The 16,301-nt window shown below is 70.1% G+C and carries 13 protein-coding genes; 8 read left to right on the top strand and 5 right to left on the bottom strand.

Annotated elements, in window-relative coordinates; genetic code table 11:
- Nucleotides 1–715 precede the first annotated feature (715 nt).
- Together WMF46_RS45725 and WMF46_RS45730 are read left to right on the top strand one after the other, a co-directional pair.
- Nucleotides 716–2,374, top strand: a complete 1,659-nt coding sequence (locus WMF46_RS45725; protein WP_437982989.1) for a hypothetical protein — start codon at nt 716–718, stop codon at nt 2,372–2,374.
- A complete protein-coding gene (locus tag WMF46_RS45730; RefSeq protein WP_437982990.1) occupies nt 2,371–3,606 on the top strand; it encodes a hypothetical protein in 1,236 nt (411 codons plus the stop codon). The genes WMF46_RS45725 and WMF46_RS45730 overlap by 4 nt, the downstream gene beginning before the upstream one ends.
- 119 nt (nt 3,607–3,725) lie before the next feature.
- Here the strand turns inward: WMF46_RS45730 and WMF46_RS45735 are convergent, their stop codons facing one another.
- The 5 genes from WMF46_RS45735 to WMF46_RS45755 all read right to left on the bottom strand — a co-directional run bounded on the left by WMF46_RS45735 (nt 3,726) and on the right by WMF46_RS45755 (nt 10,057).
- A complete protein-coding gene (locus tag WMF46_RS45735; protein WP_437982991.1) occupies nt 3,726–4,793 on the bottom strand; it encodes a 5-methylcytosine restriction system specificity protein McrC in 1,068 nt (355 codons plus the stop codon).
- Between the two features lie 4 nt (nt 4,794–4,797).
- Nucleotides 4,798–6,891 (bottom strand): AAA family ATPase, encoded by a 2,094-nt coding sequence (locus WMF46_RS45740; protein WP_437982992.1) that lies wholly within the window; start codon nt 6,889–6,891, stop codon nt 4,798–4,800.
- A gap of 500 nt (nt 6,892–7,391) precedes the next feature.
- Nucleotides 7,392–8,276 carry a hypothetical protein gene (locus WMF46_RS45745; RefSeq protein WP_437982993.1) on the bottom strand — a complete coding sequence of 295 codons (885 nt, stop codon included), beginning with the start codon at nt 8,274–8,276 and terminating at the stop codon, nt 7,392–7,394.
- 40 nt (nt 8,277–8,316) lie between these two features.
- Nucleotides 8,317–9,027 (bottom strand): hypothetical protein, encoded by a 711-nt coding sequence (locus WMF46_RS45750; protein WP_437982994.1) that lies wholly within the window; start codon nt 9,025–9,027, stop codon nt 8,317–8,319.
- 169 nt (nt 9,028–9,196) lie between these two features.
- On the bottom strand, nt 9,197–10,057 hold the full coding sequence (locus WMF46_RS45755; RefSeq protein ID WP_437982995.1) for a hypothetical protein: 861 nt from the start codon (nt 10,055–10,057) through the stop codon (nt 9,197–9,199).
- 328 nt (nt 10,058–10,385) lie between these two features.
- Between WMF46_RS45755 and WMF46_RS45760 the strand changes: the two genes are divergently transcribed.
- From WMF46_RS45760 to WMF46_RS45785, 6 genes are all read left to right on the top strand, one after another.
- Nucleotides 10,386–10,928: a hypothetical protein gene (locus WMF46_RS45760; protein WP_437982996.1), complete on the top strand. Its 543-nt coding sequence runs from the start codon at nt 10,386–10,388 to the stop codon at nt 10,926–10,928.
- Between the two features lie 11 nt (nt 10,929–10,939).
- The gene (locus WMF46_RS45765) at nt 10,940–11,482 is read left to right on the top strand and encodes a hypothetical protein (RefSeq protein WP_437982997.1); all 543 of its coding nucleotides are present in this window, start codon (nt 10,940–10,942) and stop codon (nt 11,480–11,482) included.
- Between the two features lie 184 nt (nt 11,483–11,666).
- A complete protein-coding gene (gene ffh, locus WMF46_RS45770; RefSeq protein WP_437982998.1) occupies nt 11,667–13,301 on the top strand; it encodes a signal recognition particle protein in 1,635 nt (544 codons plus the stop codon).
- A gap of 226 nt (nt 13,302–13,527) precedes the next feature.
- Complete coding sequence (locus WMF46_RS45775) at nt 13,528–14,334, top strand: carbohydrate-binding family 9-like protein (RefSeq protein WP_437982999.1); 807 nt, start codon at nt 13,528–13,530, stop codon at nt 14,332–14,334.
- 79 nt (nt 14,335–14,413) lie between these two features.
- Complete coding sequence (locus WMF46_RS45780; protein WP_437983000.1) at nt 14,414–15,730, top strand: DUF3696 domain-containing protein; 1,317 nt, start codon at nt 14,414–14,416, stop codon at nt 15,728–15,730.
- Nucleotides 15,723–16,298 carry a hypothetical protein gene (locus WMF46_RS45785; protein WP_437983001.1) on the top strand — a complete coding sequence of 192 codons (576 nt, stop codon included), beginning with the start codon at nt 15,723–15,725 and terminating at the stop codon, nt 16,296–16,298. The genes WMF46_RS45780 and WMF46_RS45785 overlap by 8 nt, the downstream gene beginning before the upstream one ends.
- Nucleotides 16,299–16,301 lie beyond the last annotated feature (3 nt).

Below are 16,301 nucleotides of genomic sequence, written 5' to 3' on the forward strand. Positions count from 1 at the left end.
GTCCGGCAGGAGCAGGGGGAAGCGCTGCGGAGACCCGGCAGGAGCAGGGGGAAGCGCTGCGGAGACCCGGCAGGAGTAGGGGGAAGCGCTGCGGAGACCCGGCAGGGGCAGGGGTTGCTCGAGGGGACGTCGCGCCGGAGGCCGTGAGTAAGATCTTTGCGCCGCCTGCGCTCGAGACGGAGGGTACGTTGTACGAGCTGCTCATGCAGGGGCCTAACAGGGGTGATGGAGATGGCGCCGACTCAGGGGTTTCGGCAGGCGTCATGCAGAGAGAAAATAAAGACGGTCAGAACGGCCGACTGTGAGAGAGCGACATGGAGAACACTGCGAGATGATTCGCAGTGAATGATCATGGACGTCAAGGCTTCGGCTGGTCGAAGTGCGGTGTGACGTCGGCTGTTGCAACTGGGCTCTCTGCGAGGACCACCAGGTCTGTAGCACCCCATCGCGAAGCCGAGCCGCGCCTTCGTGCACGCTACCGTGCCAGCCCTCGACCGACCGGATACCGCGCGACAACCAGCATCAACTTCCAACGTGGGACCAGGGGCGAGGTTGTCCCACCGCCGTGCAAGGGCACATTGACAAGCAGCGGCGTCCCCGTCGAGAATGAACGTGGCGAATGGGACGCCGTAGCCCTCGATCCTTCCCTCGCGTCCGCCTTCCACGGACACGCGGACGGCGTGGTGGATCGGCCGGTGCGACTGCGCTAGCGATCTTGATCGCGATCGGGTTGGGGCTTTACGCGCTGCTCGCGATCGTTTCCGCCCTGGCCGCGGTCCTCGCGACGCCGTACCCGTGGATCGCGCTCGGGTTCGTCGGCGTGGGCTATGTCGTATACCGCGAGCGTCTCCCGCCCTCCGGGCAGGGCGCGTCGCGGAGCGGACACCCTCTCGTGGTGCTCCTGGTGTTCATCGCGCTGACCGGTGTCCTTGCGCTGCTCCTGTACGCGCTCGTCATGGTCCTGACGTTCCCGGCCGTCTGGATCTTCCTCGGCGTCGCGGGCGTTGCCTACGCCATCTACCGGATAGCTCGGCGGATATGGCGCGAGCGCCTGGAGGTGCTGTTCCTCGATACCATCGCCGCACTCCACGCATCGGATCCCAGGGCCGCCGAGCTGCTCAACACGCTGGAGGACCGCGGACGGGACGATGCCGACGCGTGGTTGCTCCTCGCAGCCCACGCCGCGTGCCGCGCGCGTTACCAGGACGCCCTCGCGGCCTTGGAAAGGGCCGTCGCGCGGGTCGCGAGCATCGGCCGGCTCTCGTCGGGCATGGCGCTGGCCTTTCCTGGGCTGCCTGCGCCGTTGCCGTTTCGCCAAGAGGGCGGGGGAGCTGGCAGCATCGAGGTCGCGCGAGCCCAGATTCATGTGCTCGACGGGCGTCCGCGTCAGGCCGTAGCCGATTTCAAGCTCTCCGCGTCGGATCCTGCCTTCCCGCTGGGCGCTTCCGCGCTGGCGGACGCACAGGTCGCACTGGGCGAGATCGAACATGCAGCGATGGCGCTGAGGCAGGCTGCGGACGCGCCGGTCTGTGCTCCCGAGCTGTCGCGCAGTCTGCGCTACAAGCTGGCGCGGTTGCTGGAAGACAACGAGTGTCGCTCTGCCGCCATCGTCGAGTACCAGGCGTTGATCGCTCAGGGTGGTCTGGAGGACGCGGCCGACCGTATTTCGGCGCTGCAGGCCGAGGTCGAGGAGGAGCGACGCCACGAGGAGGAGGCGCGGAGACGGCAGGAAGAAGCGCAGCAGCGAGAAGCATTGAAGGTCGCGATCGCCCACGCTGAGAAGCTCGGTGCGGCGGGCCAGCACGGCCTCGCGGCGGGGGGGCTCCGCCATGCGCTGAAGCTTTCCATGGACGAGGAGACCGCGCGCGCGGTCCGCTACAAGCTGGCGATCGCCCTGGAGGACGCCGGTACGCCGATGCAGGCCGACCAAGAGTACGAGGCGCTCGGCGAATACGAGGACGCACCGGCGCGCCGGGAGGCGATCCGTGCCAGAGAGCAGGCGCGCCGGCAGGCGATGCTTGCCGAGGAGGAGGAGCGCCGCCAGCGGGCGCTGCGGGCGCAGGAAAAGGAAACGCTGGATGAGGCGCTCGCAAAGCTCGAGGCCGCGAAGGGGCCCGCGGGGCGCAGGAGTGCCGTGCGGTTCGGCCTCGAACGGCTAACGCTGCAGGATCTGCGCGATCGGCTCCTTCTGGAGGCTTCCCAGATCGAGGTCGATGCCGTCCTGGAGAAGGTGGATGGGCTCAAGACCGCAGCCGCGAAGCGCCGCCATCTGCTCGCAGCGCTCGATGCCGTCCGCTCCGACGAGGTCCCAGACGAGCTGCAAGCGCAGCAGATTCGGTGGATCGAGGAGGCGCTCGCGGCGCTGGAGACGTGACGGTGGTCGATCAGGATCCGCCCAGCTCGCGGCTCGGCCCGAGTCCGGTGCCAACCCTGGAAGGGCTCTTCCCGCGGCCTCATCCGTCGAGCGAGACGCTCTTCAAGCTGGGTGCTGCGGCGATGGTGCTCGGACCCCTCCTTGGCGTGCCTGCGATCCTGCTCGGACGGCTCGTGCTCCGGGAGATCGTCAGCTCGGAGGGGCGATACACGGGTGACGCGAGGGCCAGGCTCGGCGTCGCCCTCGGGTGGGCCGGAACCCAGGTCTACACGCTGCTGTTGCTTTACGTGATTGGCGCCACCTCCGAGCCTGTGGCGCTCGTCGTGCTCGGGGCAGGGATCATCGCTGGCCTGACGGTCGCGATCGGTGCCTCCACCGCGGCTGCACCGTTGCCGTTCGCGGCTGCTGCGCTGGCGTCGCGCCGGGCGCCGTGGGTGGTCTACCCCGCGGTGGCCGGCCTGCTGAGCGTGGGCCTCGCGGGCTTCATCACGAAGCGCAGCGCCGACGAGCGCGTCCGTCGGGAGGCGCTTGCCGCCTGCGAGCAGGCACGCCGCAGCGCGAACGAGGCGCTCGAGGCTGCGAGCTTCGACCGGGCCAGGTCGCAGCTCCAGGAGGCGCGGAGCACCTGCGTCGGGGTGGCGTTGCTGGAGGTTACGCGTACGGAGACCGAGGTCGACGGGAGAGAGCGCGAGGCCATCCAGCGGCGTGACGAGGAGGAAGCCGCCCGAAAGGCGCAACGGCGCGCCGAGGAGGAGCGGGAGCGGGGGGCGAGGGAGCTGAGAGCCGCTGCCCGCTTCAAGCACGTCGCCCCGGAGATCGCGCGGGACCTGCAGGTCGCCTCCGCCAGGGCAACGCTACGACGGTGGGAGGATGCTCAAGCTGCGTTGAGCCGCGTGGAGCTCGCGCTGAACGAGTTCCGGGGCACCGACGTACAGCAGGCAGAACCGTGTGCAGCGCTCCTCGCGCGGGTCGCGCGATTGCGGCCGGATGTCGACGCGGGTGTGGAGGAGATCCGGCAGCGGCGGGAGGCGGAAGAGAGGCGGCGGCGGGAGCTCCAAGAGGCCGCGGAGGAAAGGCGGCGGCTGATGAAAGAGGCGGCCGAGGAGCGGCGACAGGCGAGCCTCCGGGTGCAGTGCTGCGACGGCACGCTCTCGCCGAGCTGCCTCTGCGCCCGCTCCTCGTATCGTGGCTGCTGCTCATATCACGGAGGTGTCTGCGGCTGCGAGGAGTGATCGTCCTGGCACGACCGGCCCGCATGTCGCGAGGTGTGATGTACACGATGGCGCTGCAAAGCCGCGCGCTATCGTCCGGTTCGACGAAGCGCCTCGCCGTGCACGCGGAGAGCGAGTTCTCACACAGCCACCATGCGCGTCGCGACGCGTCGTAACGGCAAGGAGAGCAGGGCCGCACGGATGTCGGCCCAGCTCGCCGACAGGTCGAGCGTCCGGACGGAGATGCGGATGTCTCCCAGCGAAAGTGTCTCCGATAGCCCGCGTCCGACGCTCGCGTACAGCAGGATGCTGTCCACATTGATCGATCCGGGCTCCCGCTCGCGGGTGTTCTTCACGTAGGCGAAGAGCTGGTACAGATGATCCGATCTCAGCTTGAGCCGCGCGCTGTCTGCGAGCTCCCTGAATGGCCGCCTCACGAACTTGGTCTCGATGATGGTGCACTGCCCGGGCCAGCGGACCGACACGTCGGTGATCATCCGCGGCAGAAGCTGGAGCGCCGTGCGCTCTCCTGAAGCGCTGGCCCAGCTCGGGCACTCGCGGGTGACGCGAGCGCCGTCCAGATGGTGCTGTAGGAAGCCGCGTACGAACGCCTCGAACAGGTGCGCCATCTGCTCGTCGTCACGGGTGAAGTCCCGGAGTCGAGCTCCGTCCCCTTGCTTGTCCGGGAGAAAATTTGCGAGCACGAGCTGGCATATGTCGAGCAGCATCCCGTAGAGGCGATACCCGCGGGGAACGTGGGCTCGCCGCAGGAGGTCCGCGCGGAGCTCGACGTCTGCGACGTCCTCCATGCGGAAGCACGCGGCGCGCAGCGCGAGGGAGAGCTCGCGCTTGATGTTGCGGCACGTGCTGAGCAAACGGGCTGCTGCCTTGACGACGCGGTTCTCGATGACGTCGTACGATAGCTCGTCGAAGCGGCAGCCCACGCGCCCTCGCGACCGCAGCGCGCCGCTGACCGTGCGCGTGACGTCGACGGCACCACGCGGCCGCCGTACATCCTCCGCGCGTTCGAGGTACGCGCGGTAGGGCCCACGCCGGAGCAGCGCGCTGAGCCCGTCCGCGAGTAGCCGCGCGAGGAGATCTGCTGGCGTGTCCGCTTCGATCGCGCCGACCTCGGAGACGGCCGAGAGCTCGAGGAACCCCGACGCGTAGGCGAGCAGCGTGTACACGTTCCGGATCGGAATATCCACGGTGTCAGCGCTCATCGTCGTACATGAGGGCGAGCGCCTCTGTGGCGCGCTCGGGCGCGTCGAACCAGTACTCTTCGAGCAGCGGTTGGATCTCTGTTTCGACGATCTGCCCATACCAGTCCTCGACAGGAGCGCGCCCCGCCGGAACCTGGCAGAAGTAGCTGTGGCCGATGCAGAAGCCCTGGCCGAGCTGCGGATCGCCCCTGATCATCTCGTTGAGCAGCTTGATGCGCGCCCGGATCCGCCCGACGAGCGCCTCTGGCACGTGCATTCGCGAGAGCTCCGTGGCGAACGCGTCGGTCTCGAAGCTCGGCGCGACCGAGACGAACGCGAAGCGGCGCCGGAGGGCGTAATCCACTAAGGCGAGCGAGCGGTCCGCTGTATTCATGGTGCCGATGATGTGCAAGTTCGGGGGGACGTAGAATCGCTCTTCGTCCTCGGTCGAGTACGAGAGCGTCGTCGCCCACTCCTGGCCACGCTTGTCGGCCTCGATGAGCATCATCAGGTCGCCCAGGATCTTGCTCAAGTTGCCGCGGTTGATTTCGTCGATGATGAGCACGTAGGAGTTGTCGAGATCCTGCAAAGCGCGGTTGCAGATCCGGAGGAACGGGCCATCGCGCCGCACGAAGCCTTCCTCGGTCGGGCAGTAGCCGCGGACGAAGTCCTCGTAGGCGTACGACTGGTGGAACTGCACCATGTCGATGCGCTCAGGAGCCTTCTCGCCGAGAAGCAGGTACGCGAGCCGCTTCGCCACAAACGTCTTCCCCACCCCGGGCGGCCCTTGCAGGATGAGGTTCTTCTTGTTCCGCAGGAGCCCGAGCATCCGTTCGATCTGGATGCGCCCCAGGAAGAGGTCACGGCACGCCTCGTCGAGCGTGTACGATTTTGTCGGCTCCGGAGGCTCGGGGCCGTTGCTGCCGCGGACCCCGAGCGCGTCCTCGATTTGCGCCACGAGCTGCGGGTATTTGCCAATGTCGGTCAGCATCTTCGTTACCAGCGGTTTGTCGCGTACGCGCCAGGCGCCGGACTTGAGCCACTTCACGGTGCGTACGTGCTTGTATTCGGAGCGCTTGGGATCGAAGCGATAGTCCGAGTCGATGATGCCGTAGCCGACGATGTGGTGGATGCCTCGCTTCGCGACGACGGCGTCACCGATCTGCATCTTGTGCGCGAACTCGTAGCAGGCCAGCGCGTCGTTCGTCGGGATACTACCGTCGTTTCGACCCTCGGCGAGCTTCCTCCGGATCACGTCGACGTCGGCGTACCGTCTCAGGTCGCCCAGGGAATCCACACCGATCGCTGCGATGGATTCCTTCTTGAAGTCCTCCCAGAGGCGCGCGCCCTTTCCGGGCGCCAGCAGCCAGACGCGGCGCTCTGTGCCGCCCTCTGTCGTGGCGGGCGCGGCGATCACGCTCTCCTCATGGGCGCCCTCACCCTCACCGCCCTCGACGCGCTTGCAGAGCTGCTCGAGGCGCCAGGCGTCGATGTCGAGTGCCTTCGCGAGCTCCAGGAAAACGCGCCGGAAACGGGTGTACTGGTCTGCGATGCCCGCTTCCTCGCCGAGGAGGCCCGCCGCGACGAACGCGGAGCGCGCGGACTTGTAATAGACGGGCCACTCCTGAGGGGCCTGGATATGCCACCAGAAGGGCACGAAGAAGGGTACCCGCGACGTGTCGGTCCTGATCGCCGTCGTGACATTGGTGGTCTCCAGCGCCGCGAGGTAATCGAGGAACTCCCGGAGCTGCCGCGCGGCCGCAGGCTCGTCGGCAGGGACACGGAGCGCGGCCTTGAGCTTCGCCGCAAGCGTGGCGTGATCGGGCACGTGCTTGACCAGCTTGTTCAGCACCATGCCACCACCGAACCCGCCGAGTCCGAAGGTGCTCCATTCGGTGCGGCTTCGCCGATCGAATTCCGACCGGAAGCGTTCGAGCTCCGTGCTGCCTGCGAGGAAGCCGTCGAGCAGCTCCCGGATCTGCGGCACGACTTCTTTGCGCTGCTCCTCGAGAGCCTTCATTGCCTGGAGCCATGCGCCGTCGCGCTGCGCCTGTTGGAGATACGCTTGCCAGGATGCAATCGCCTTCCTCGATATCTCGGTCATGCTCGTCTGCGCCGGCGTACTTTCATCGCGGGCAGCCTCCAGCCTCGGAGGTTAAGGCAAATTCGGTCAGCGCGGAAGAAGCAGGATGAGTTGCCGGGTGAACCGCGGGATGGTCCAGACTGGCGCACTCTGCTGTGTGAACCGCGGAGAGCTTTCGATGCTAGAGCGTAGCGATCCTCTCGGCCCCGATTGCGTGCGCTTTCGCCACACGCTCGCGAAGTCTATCGCCCGATCGGAACGCGGTCGCCTGCGGATGACGCTGGAGAGTTTCCTCGATGGCTTCGGCTGTGCACGCGGGCGCCTACGCACGCCAGGGCTCGCTGGCGTCGGTGCTCGAGAGCCTTCGCAGCTTGGAGCTACGAGCACAGGCTTAAAGCAGCTCTCAAGACCATACCCCCTCAAGTCCTGTATAGCTCCGTCAGGCAGCGCGGGGATCGTCGAGAAGACAGGCCGCTCGACGCCTTCGCGCGTGCCGGCGTGGCGTCAGCGCGCAACGACGGTTACTCCGACGCACCACCGCCGGTCTCCTTGGCTGCCGTTGCAGGTCCGGGCGCCTTCTCCACGGCCCCAGATCCCGCGGTTCCTTGTGCGGTGACGGTGTCGGGTGTCGCACCCTCCGCCGGCATCGCAGCAGCCTCCGGCGCTGCGATGTCCGTCGCCTTCGCCTCCGGCGCCTTTGCCGCGGCCTCCGTCGCTTGCTCCGCCGCGCCCGTGTCCGGCGCTTTCGCGTCCGGCGCCTTGGCAGCAGCCTTCGGCGCCTTTGCGGCCTTGGGAGCCGCGCCCTCGGTCGCCTTCGCCGCGGCCTCCGTAGCCTCCGTCGCCGCGGCCTCCGCCGGCTTCGCCGCGCCCTCCGCCGGCTTCGCCGCGCCCTCCGGCGCCGCGCCCTCTGCCGCCTTCGCCGGGGCCGCCTTCGCCTTCTTCTCCTTCGCGGCCTTCGCCTCGAGCGCGCCCGCCGCGATCGGCTCGCGCTTGCCGTGGCCGACCGCGCGCGGATCGCCGTACGGGAACGCCGCGCTGCCGCTCGCGTCGATCGGCTTGCGCGGGGCCTCCGGATCCGTCGCCGGGCTCGGCGGCGGCGCGATCGGCCGCGGCGCGCGCAGCCGGTTGCCAGGGCCGGCCTGGGTCCACACCTGCACGTCGCCGAGCACGCGCGTCCTGTTCGCCATCCGCCGCTGGCCCCGCGCGCCGAGCAGCTTCTCCAGGAACGTCGGGGGCGACGTCGCGCCAGGCTCCCCCTTCACCCAGCACGTGTAATCGCCGATGCCGGTGCCCCGGAACGCCTCGCGGCAGACCGCTATCCCGAGCTCGGCAGCGATGTCGCTGAGGAGACGACCCGGCGCGGCCTCGACCGTCCTGTGCTCGTTGACGAAGGTGACCTTGGGCATCGGTGGGCAGGGAGCGTCCTGCTCCCCTGCCGCGAGCGCGTCAAGAAGCGCGGCGCGCGTCCCTCGCGTCCCGCACGCGGTGCAGCACCCGCGCGATGCCGAACAGGTTCCAGCCCGCGAAGCCCACGAACAGCGCGACGAGCGCGACCGCCCAGCGCGACGCGCGCGGCGAGCTGCCGTCGATGAGCAGCCAGGCGTCGTCCGTCACGGCCATCCCCGCCTGCTCCTCCACCTCGGCGGCCAGCCGCGCGTGCCGGATGCCCGCGCTCTTGAACGGCACGAGCCGCCCGGCGAACGTGCTCGGAGGGACGAAGCGCGGGCCCTCGAAGCCCTCCGGCACCCGGATCTCCACCCACAGCGCCGGGTTTCCCGCCACCGGCGCCAGCCTGAACGAGTCGCCCTCCGCGGCGCGCCCGTACCGGATCGCGCCGCGCGTCCCGAGCAGGCCTCCGGCCCGCACGTAACGGTTCGCGAGGTCCGCCTGCGGCCGCAGCGACGCGAGCTCTCCCACGTCCGCCGGCTGGCCCGGCGACAGCGCGTAACGGGCCTCCCCGAGGAGCGCGACGGCCATCCACAGCGCGGCGATCGCGGTCGCCGCCATCAGCGCCACCGTGACCGTGCGCTCCTGCTTCGGCGGCGAGGGCAGCGCGAGCAGCTCCGGATCGGGCCCCGCCACGTCGAGGCCATCGCCGCCCGGGCCGCGCGGGCCGGACGTCATGGATTCCAGGGTCGAGGTCGGGTCGGTGGGCACGCTTCGTCGAGTATATAGCCGGAGCGCCGGCCGCGGTGCACCGCCGTCTCGCCGGTCCTCGGACGAGGGGAGGAGCGGGCTCGGGCGTGGCGGACCTGGGCGCGCAGGACGTCGGGCGCGGCGCGCGAGACACGGGCGAACGACACGCTCCCCGCGTGCGTCTGCGGGCTCAGCACCAGCACACCGGGTTGCCCGTGGCCACCGAGGCCTCGAAGACCCGGCGCAGGGAGCCGAGGATCTGCTCGAAATCGGCGATGCCCAGCGCGCGCTGCGCCACGTGGAAGGAGCGCGGATACGCGGAGCGGACGCGCCCCCTGTCGTCCTGCATTCGACCGTCGGGCCAGGGAATGCACCTGCCGGGAACGGCGACCCTGGACTCGAAGTCGCGTCCCGTGTCGAGGTCCCGGAGCAGCACGCGGCCGCCCTCGTGGGCCTCGGTGCGCTCGGGCTCCAGCAGGATCTGCTCGACGCGCAGGGCGCGGAACAGCTCGCGGGGCGGCGCTCCGCGGCTCCGCACGAAGAAGCCATTCGCGTCGAAGCCGAGGTTGAGCTGCTCCGAGCCGCTCAAGACGAAGATGCCTTCGTACTGCGGAATGAAGTCATAGAGCTCATCACCGGTCCCGGAATCGACAAGGAAGGCCGAGCGGACGGAGGCGACGAGCTCGGCGAACCGCGCGAGCTCTCCCAGCGCGCGCGCGCTGGCTTCGGCCGGCATCATGCCGCCGTTCGCCGCCGGCAGCTCGGCCTGCAGCGTCGGGAAGCGCTGCCAGCCGATCCGATCGAGCGCCGCCTGGAACGCCCTGAGACCTGCCCAGTTCGAGATCCACTCGGAGGCGAGCCACATGCTTGGGTGCGGGCAGCAGTCCTCCATCCATGCGTAGAACGCGTCGTGCGCGTCCTGACGCTCCTCTGGGAGCGTCAGGCAAAGCTGCCCGTCGTCATCGAACCCCACGTGCTCCGCGTGCGGGGGCGGCGTCCGCGTCGTCCCGTCGAGCCAGCATCTGCACATCACGGTCGCGTCCAGGCCCATTCGTGCGCCTCTTGCGTAGCTCGCGGCAGCCGGCGGGATCCCCGCCGCGCGAGCGTCCGTCGGCGGGGCGCCGAGTCTAGCCCGTGCCTTCGCCCATCAGGCACCGCGAGACGCGATCGCCGGGCCGGCGCCCGAACACGCCCCGGGGGGGCGGCGCGGGCGGTACCCCCAAAGGGCCGGCATGGGCATGGAGGCGCCGCGCGCACCGTCGAGCGGCCCACCGTCCTCGCAGGCCGCCCCTGAGCTCGCCGCGCGCTCGCCCGGCCGCGGTACAGGGGGCCGCGTCACGCGCTTGCCCGCGCGCGGCGCCTTGCCTAGCCTAGCCGCGATGCCCTCGAAGAACGACAGCTCCATCGTGTGCCCGTCGTGCGGCGCGAACAACGCCTCCGTGACGGCGAGCGGGCGCTGCATCGCGTGCGGCGCCAGGATGGGCTCGCTCGCGCCTTTCCGCGACTCCGAGCTCGACCGCAACCGCCGCTACCAGCAGGAGGGCTTCTCGATCCTCTGGTGCCTCATCGCCCTCGTCCTGCAGAGCGTGCTCACCGCGGCCCTCGTCGGCGGCCTCCCCATGATCGTTCAGCAGCTCGACTTCGAGGGGTCGAACGGGATGATCGTCGCCATCCCCGTCTGGTTCATCGGCGGCGTCCTCCTCGGCATGATCTCGCCCGGAAAGACGTTCCTCGAGCCGGTCGTCGCGTCGTTCCTCGTCGCGATCCCGACCGTCTTCTACCTCCTGCACAGCCAGACCGTCCGGACGATGCCGCTGTTCATGTACGTGATCATGGCGCTCATCGGCGTGCTCTTCACGCTGATCGGCTCCTACCTCGGCGAGCGCATCCAGATGGGCCCGCCCGCGAAGACAGCCGACTGAGGGCGCCCACCATGACGACGAGGCCCGGCGCGACGGGCAGCGCAGGGGCGGCCGGCGCAGCAGGGGCGGCGAAGGCGGCAGGGACGGCGGGCGCAGCAGGGACGGCCGTCCGGCGGATCGCCGCAGCGAAGCGGATCGCCGCGACGCTCGCCGCTGTCGCCATGGTCCAGCTGGCGCCCGGGTGCGGCCGATCGGCCGAGCAGCAGGAGGCGGACGCGCTCCTGCATGCGATCGACGTCCTCCGCGACGCCCCGAGCGAGCCGCGCGAAGCGCGGGAGGCGCTGCTCGCGGAGCTCGAGCGCCAGCCCGCATCGACGCCGCCCGCCGCGAGCGCCAAGGACACGTGCGCGCGGGCCTACCGCCTGCTGCTCGACGCCACGGCCGCCGAGGCGCGCGTCCGCGCCCTGCTCGAGGCGCCCGACGGGGCCGCAGGGCCCGGCGCGCTGGCGGATCTCGTCGCGGCGGACGCCAAGGTCAAGGAGAGCGCCGAGGTCATGCCGAGGTGCGCCGAGGCGCTCGCGATCCTCCGCCGCTCGGGCCGGCGCGAGATGTGACGGCCCGCGCCGTCCGCGCCCGCATCGTCCGCGCCCGCGCCGGCGGCGTCCGCGCCGGCCGAGGCGCCCGCGCCGCGCGCCCCCGGGGAGGGGCGCCGGCCGCGCCCGCGCAGCGCGTCGCGCGGCGTTGAAGAGGGCAAGGGGATCCGCGCTCGCGGTCCCCTGTGCTAAGACCCGCCCTGCCATGTTCGACACGCTGACACGGGGCTTTCGTCAGGCCAGAAACCGCCTCGCCGGGCTCACGGAGCTCACCGCGGGCAACATCGACGTCGCGCTCCGCGAGGTAAGGCTCAGCCTGCTCGAGGCCGACGTCGAGATCGGGGTCGTCAAGGCGTTCCTTGCCCGGGTCAAGGAGGCCGCGGTCGGCCGCACCCTGGAGACGCGCGTGAAGCACGCCGGCGAGGTCCACCAGGTCTCGGCGAGCGACCACTTCATCAAGATCTGCCACGACGAGCTCGAGGCGATGATGACCCACGAGGGCGACGAGATCGCCTGGGCCGACAGCGGGCCCACGGGCATCATGATGGTCGGCCTCCAGGGCTCCGGGAAGACGACGAGCTGCGCGAAGCTCTCGCGCTACCTCGAGAAGCAGGGGAAGAAGCCGCTGCTCGTCGCGGCCGACATGCAGCGCCCCGCGGCCGTCGAGCAGCTCAAGGTCCTCGGCGAGTCGCTCAAGATCCCCGTGTTCAACGTCCCGGGCGAGTCGCCGGTCGCCATCTGCGCCGCGGCCCGCGGCGAGGCGAAGCGGCTCGGCCGCGACGTCATCATCTACGACACCGCCGGCCGCCTCGCGATCGACGAGCCGCTCATGCAGGAGCTCGCGCAGATCAAGGACGCGACGAAGCCGGAGAACATCTTCCTCGTGGTCGACGCGATGATCGGCCAGGACGCCGTGAAGACGGCGCGCGGCTTCAACGAGCGGCTGTCGATCGGCGGCGTCGTGCTGACGAAGCTCGACGGCGACGCCCGCGGCGGCGCGGCGCTCAGCATCAAGGAGGTGACGGGCGCGCCCGTCCTCTTCACCGGCCTCGGCGAGACGACGGACAAGTTCGAGCCGTTCCGCGCCGACGGCATGGCGAGCCGCATCCTCGGCATGGGCGACGTCGTCGGCCTCATGCAGGACTTCGAGGAGGTCGTCGACCAGAAGAAGGCCGAGAAGGACGCCGCGCGGATGCTCCAGGGCGACTTCACGCTCGAGGACTTCCTCGATCAGGTGCGGATGATCCAGAAGATGGGGTCGTTGAAGGATCTCGTCGACAAGCTGCCCCTCGGCGGCATGTTCCCGGGCGGCCTGCCCCAGGACGTGAACCTCGACGACCGGGAGCTCGTCCGCATCGAGGCGATCATCCAGTCGATGACCCGCCTCGAGAAGAGCGACCCGTACGCGCTGGTCCGCGAGCCGAAGCGGGTGGAGCGCATCGCGAAGGGCTCGGGCTCGAAGCCCGAGGCGGTGAGCGAGCTCGTCCAGAAGTTCCTGTTCATGCGCCAGATGATGAGCGGCCTCGGCCAGAACATGGGCCTCATGGGCAAGATCCCCGGCATGAAGCAGATGGCCATGGCCAAGAACATGCGGGAGATGCAGAAGCAGATGATGGCCGGCGGCGGCATGCCCGGGATGCCCGGGATGGGGATGCCGGGCATGGGCTTTCCGGGCATGGGCTTCCCCGGGATGGGGATGCCGGGCATGGGCGGCTTCCCGGGCGCCGGCGCCGGGGGCCCGAACATGACGAAGATGAAGACGCTCAGCGCCTCCGAGCGCAACGCGAAGAAGGCGCAGCGCAAGCGCGAGCGCGACGCCCGCAAGAAGGGGCGCAAGTAGCGGCGGCCGCGTGCGCGGGCCCTGCTGCCGGCGGCGCGTTATTGACAGCGCGCACGGCGCGCACGCTCGCGCGCGGGCGCTCGCGCTTGTCGCTGTGGCCTTCGCCGCCGCGTGCTCCCGGGGCGGCGGGGGCGAGCAGGAGGCGGCGCCGTCCGGGGCGACGGGTCGCGCGCCGGCGAGCAGCGGCGCGGGGGCCGGACAGAGCCAGAGACGACCGCCTGCCGTCGTGAAAGAGCTCTCGGTGCGCAAGCTCGCGCCCGGCGCGGCGATCGCCATCGACGGCCGCCTCGACGAGCCGGCGTGGCAGGCGGCGGCGGCGACAGGCCCGTTCGTCAACGTGGGCACGGGCCGCGAGGATCGGTCGCTGCCGACGCAGGGCGAGGCGCGGCTGCTCTGGGACGACGGGTTTCTCTACGTCGGATTCGACGTCCGCGACACGACGATCACCGGCGGGTTCCCCGAGGGCGCGCGCGACCCGCACCTCTGGGAGCGGGACACCGTCGAGGTGATGATCGACCCCGACGGCGACGGGGACAACAAGGACTATTACGAGATCCAGATCAACCCTCAGAACCTCGTCTTCGACTCGCAGTTCGACGACTACAACGCTCCAAGGGGCGGCCCGAGCGGGCCTTTCGGCCATGAGGCGTGGAGCGCGGGCCTCGCGAGCGCGGTCGCGCTGAGAGGGACGCTCGACGACGGCTCGGACGAGGACGTGGGGTACGTTGTCGAGGCGAAGATCCCGTGGAGCTCGTTCGCGAAGGCGAAGGCGGCACCGCCGTCGCCTGGGGACGCGTGGCGGATGAACTTCTACGCCATGCAGGACAACGGCGGGGCGGCGTGGTCGCCGATCCTTGGCGAGGGGAACTTCCACCGGGCGCGGCGGTTCGGTCGGGTCCGGTTCGTCGCGGCCGAAGGTGACGCGGGCGGCGTGGGGGCGCCCGCGCGTGACGCGGGCCCGGCGCCCGCGACGGCGCCCTCCGCGTCGGCCGGTCCGAAGCCGGGCGACCGGGCCGAACCGCCGGACCGCTGAGCCGTGCGTCCGACGTTTCGAGCAGCAGAACAGCGAACCTCGTTGCGACGCGAGCCCTCCGTGGAAAGGGAAACAGAGGATGTTCACGAAGCTCGGACTCCGGAACTTCAAGTCCTGGCGTGGCGCACATGCGTTCGACCTCAGGCCGCTCACGCTGGTGCTCGGCGTCAACTCGGCCGGCAAGACGAGCCTGCTCCAGCCGCTCTTGCTCCTGAAGCAAACCATCGAGTCGCCCGACCGGCTCCTGGCGCTCAACCTGGGCGGGCAGCCCGGTGAGATGCTGGACCTCGGCAGGCTCTCCGACGTCGTCTCCGGGGGCGACGTGCGCGCCGGGCTCGGCTTCCGCCTGACGTTCGGCCCCGTGAGCATCGGGAAGGGGGCCGCGCCGCGCACGCTCGGCTCCGTGGACTACGAGGTGGAGGTTGGCGCCGCCGAGGAGGAGAGTCCCTACGTGGAGCGGCTCTCGTACGCCACCGCCGAGGGCGCCTACGCCGTCGCGCGCCAGCGAGACGGCGCCTACGCGCTCTCCGCGCCGGGCGGCCCTTTGCCCGACGACCGGCGAGCTCGGCGGACCTACGAGCCCGAGCGCTCCGTCGGCTTCTCGGCCGATGCGGTCGCCGCCCTCGGCGCCGCGGGGGCGGACGCGCAGGATCTCGCGCTCGCGCTGACGCGGGAGCTCCAGCGGCTCGCCTACATCGGGCCCCACCGGAGCGTGCCCACGCGCCACTACGCCTGGACGGGGCGCTCGATAGGACAGCTCGGCTCGAGCGGCGAGCACGCGATCCCGGCGCTGATCGCGAGCCTCGTCGGCCGCCACGCCGACGGGTCCGAGCGGGGCCGCCTCGTCGAGCAGGTCTCCGCGGGGCTCGCGCGGCTCGGGGTCGCGGACAGGATGGAGATCGAGCGCCAGGCGACGACGTTCTTTCAGGTCATGATCACCTTCCAGGGTCACCGGACGAACCTGCTCGACGTCGGCTTCGGGGTCTCCCAGGTCCTGCCCGTTGTCACCGCGGCGTACTTCGCGCCCGAGGGCTCGACGGTGATCATGTCGGAGCCCGAGCTCCACCTGCACCCGCTGGCGCAATCCGCGCTCGGCGATCTGCTCGTCGAGGCCGTGCGAGAGCGCGGGGTGCAGCTCCTCGTGGAGACGCACTCGGAGCACCTCTTCCGGCGGATCCAGACGCTGATGGCCGAGGAGCGCATCACGCCGGACGAGTGCGCCATGTACTTTGCCCGGTGCAATGGAGGGGATTCGGTGCTCGAGCCGCTCGAGGTGAACGGGTACGGGCGGGTCGCGAACTGGCCCGACAAATTCTTCGGTGACACGGTGGGCGAGGTCGAGCGACAGATGGAGCGGATGCTCGACCGCATGGAGAAGGACGAGCAACGTGGCTGATCATGTCGTCGACACCAACGTGCTCATCGTCGCGAGCGCCGCCGATCCTGCCTCGCCGTTCAAGGACACCCACGTCCCGACGAGCGAGCGGAGGATCGTCTTCGCGTGGCTCAAGGATTTTCGCGCCGATGACGGGCGCCGCCTGATCATCGACAGGGCCCGCGGCATCCTGCGCGAGTACAGGAAGAAGCTGACGGCCCAGGACTACGGCATCGTCGTGGCGATGGAGAAGCTCCGGACGGCGGAGTTCGTCTCCGTGCAGTACGACGGCGAGTATGCCGTCGTGCCCGAGCGGCTCGCTCGCTTCGACAACTCCGACAAGAAGCTCGTGGCGGCGCACCTCGCGCACCGGGCGGACGGCGGTCAAAGCACCATCGTCAACGCGTGCGACACGGACTGGCACGAGCACGAAGAGGCGCTCTCCGCAGAAGGGGTGATCGTGGAGCAGCTCCTCCCGGCGTGGTGCCAGAGAGAGTTCTGGCGCAAGAACCCCGAGAGGATGCCTCCCGGGGCCGGCGATCGAGAACAGGACCGAGCCGGCCCCCCCGACCACGGCGCCATGCGCTAAGCT

Origin of the sequence: Sorangium sp. So ce117, assembly GCF_051524395.1 — a bacterium.
GTDB classification, from domain to species: Bacteria; Myxococcota_A; Polyangia; order Polyangiales; family Polyangiaceae; genus Sorangium; species Sorangium cellulosum_B.

Coding starts and splice junctions, on each gene's coding strand:
- WMF46_RS45740 (WP_437982992.1), bottom strand. CDS start 6,891: ATGACCGAGATATCGAGGAAGGCGATTGCATCCTGGCAAGCGTATCTC.
- WMF46_RS45745 (WP_437982993.1), bottom strand. CDS start 8,276: ATGCCCAAGGTCACCTTCGTCAACGAGCACAGGACGGTCGAGGCCGCG.
- WMF46_RS45755 (WP_437982995.1), bottom strand. CDS start 10,057: ATGGGCCTGGACGCGACCGTGATGTGCAGATGCTGGCTCGACGGGACG.
- WMF46_RS45760 (WP_437982996.1), top strand. CDS start 10,386: ATGCCCTCGAAGAACGACAGCTCCATCGTGTGCCCGTCGTGCGGCGCG.
- WMF46_RS45765 (WP_437982997.1), top strand. CDS start 10,940: ATGACGACGAGGCCCGGCGCGACGGGCAGCGCAGGGGCGGCCGGCGCA.
- ffh (WP_437982998.1), top strand. CDS start 11,667: ATGTTCGACACGCTGACACGGGGCTTTCGTCAGGCCAGAAACCGCCTC.
- WMF46_RS45780 (WP_437983000.1), top strand. CDS start 14,414: ATGTTCACGAAGCTCGGACTCCGGAACTTCAAGTCCTGGCGTGGCGCA.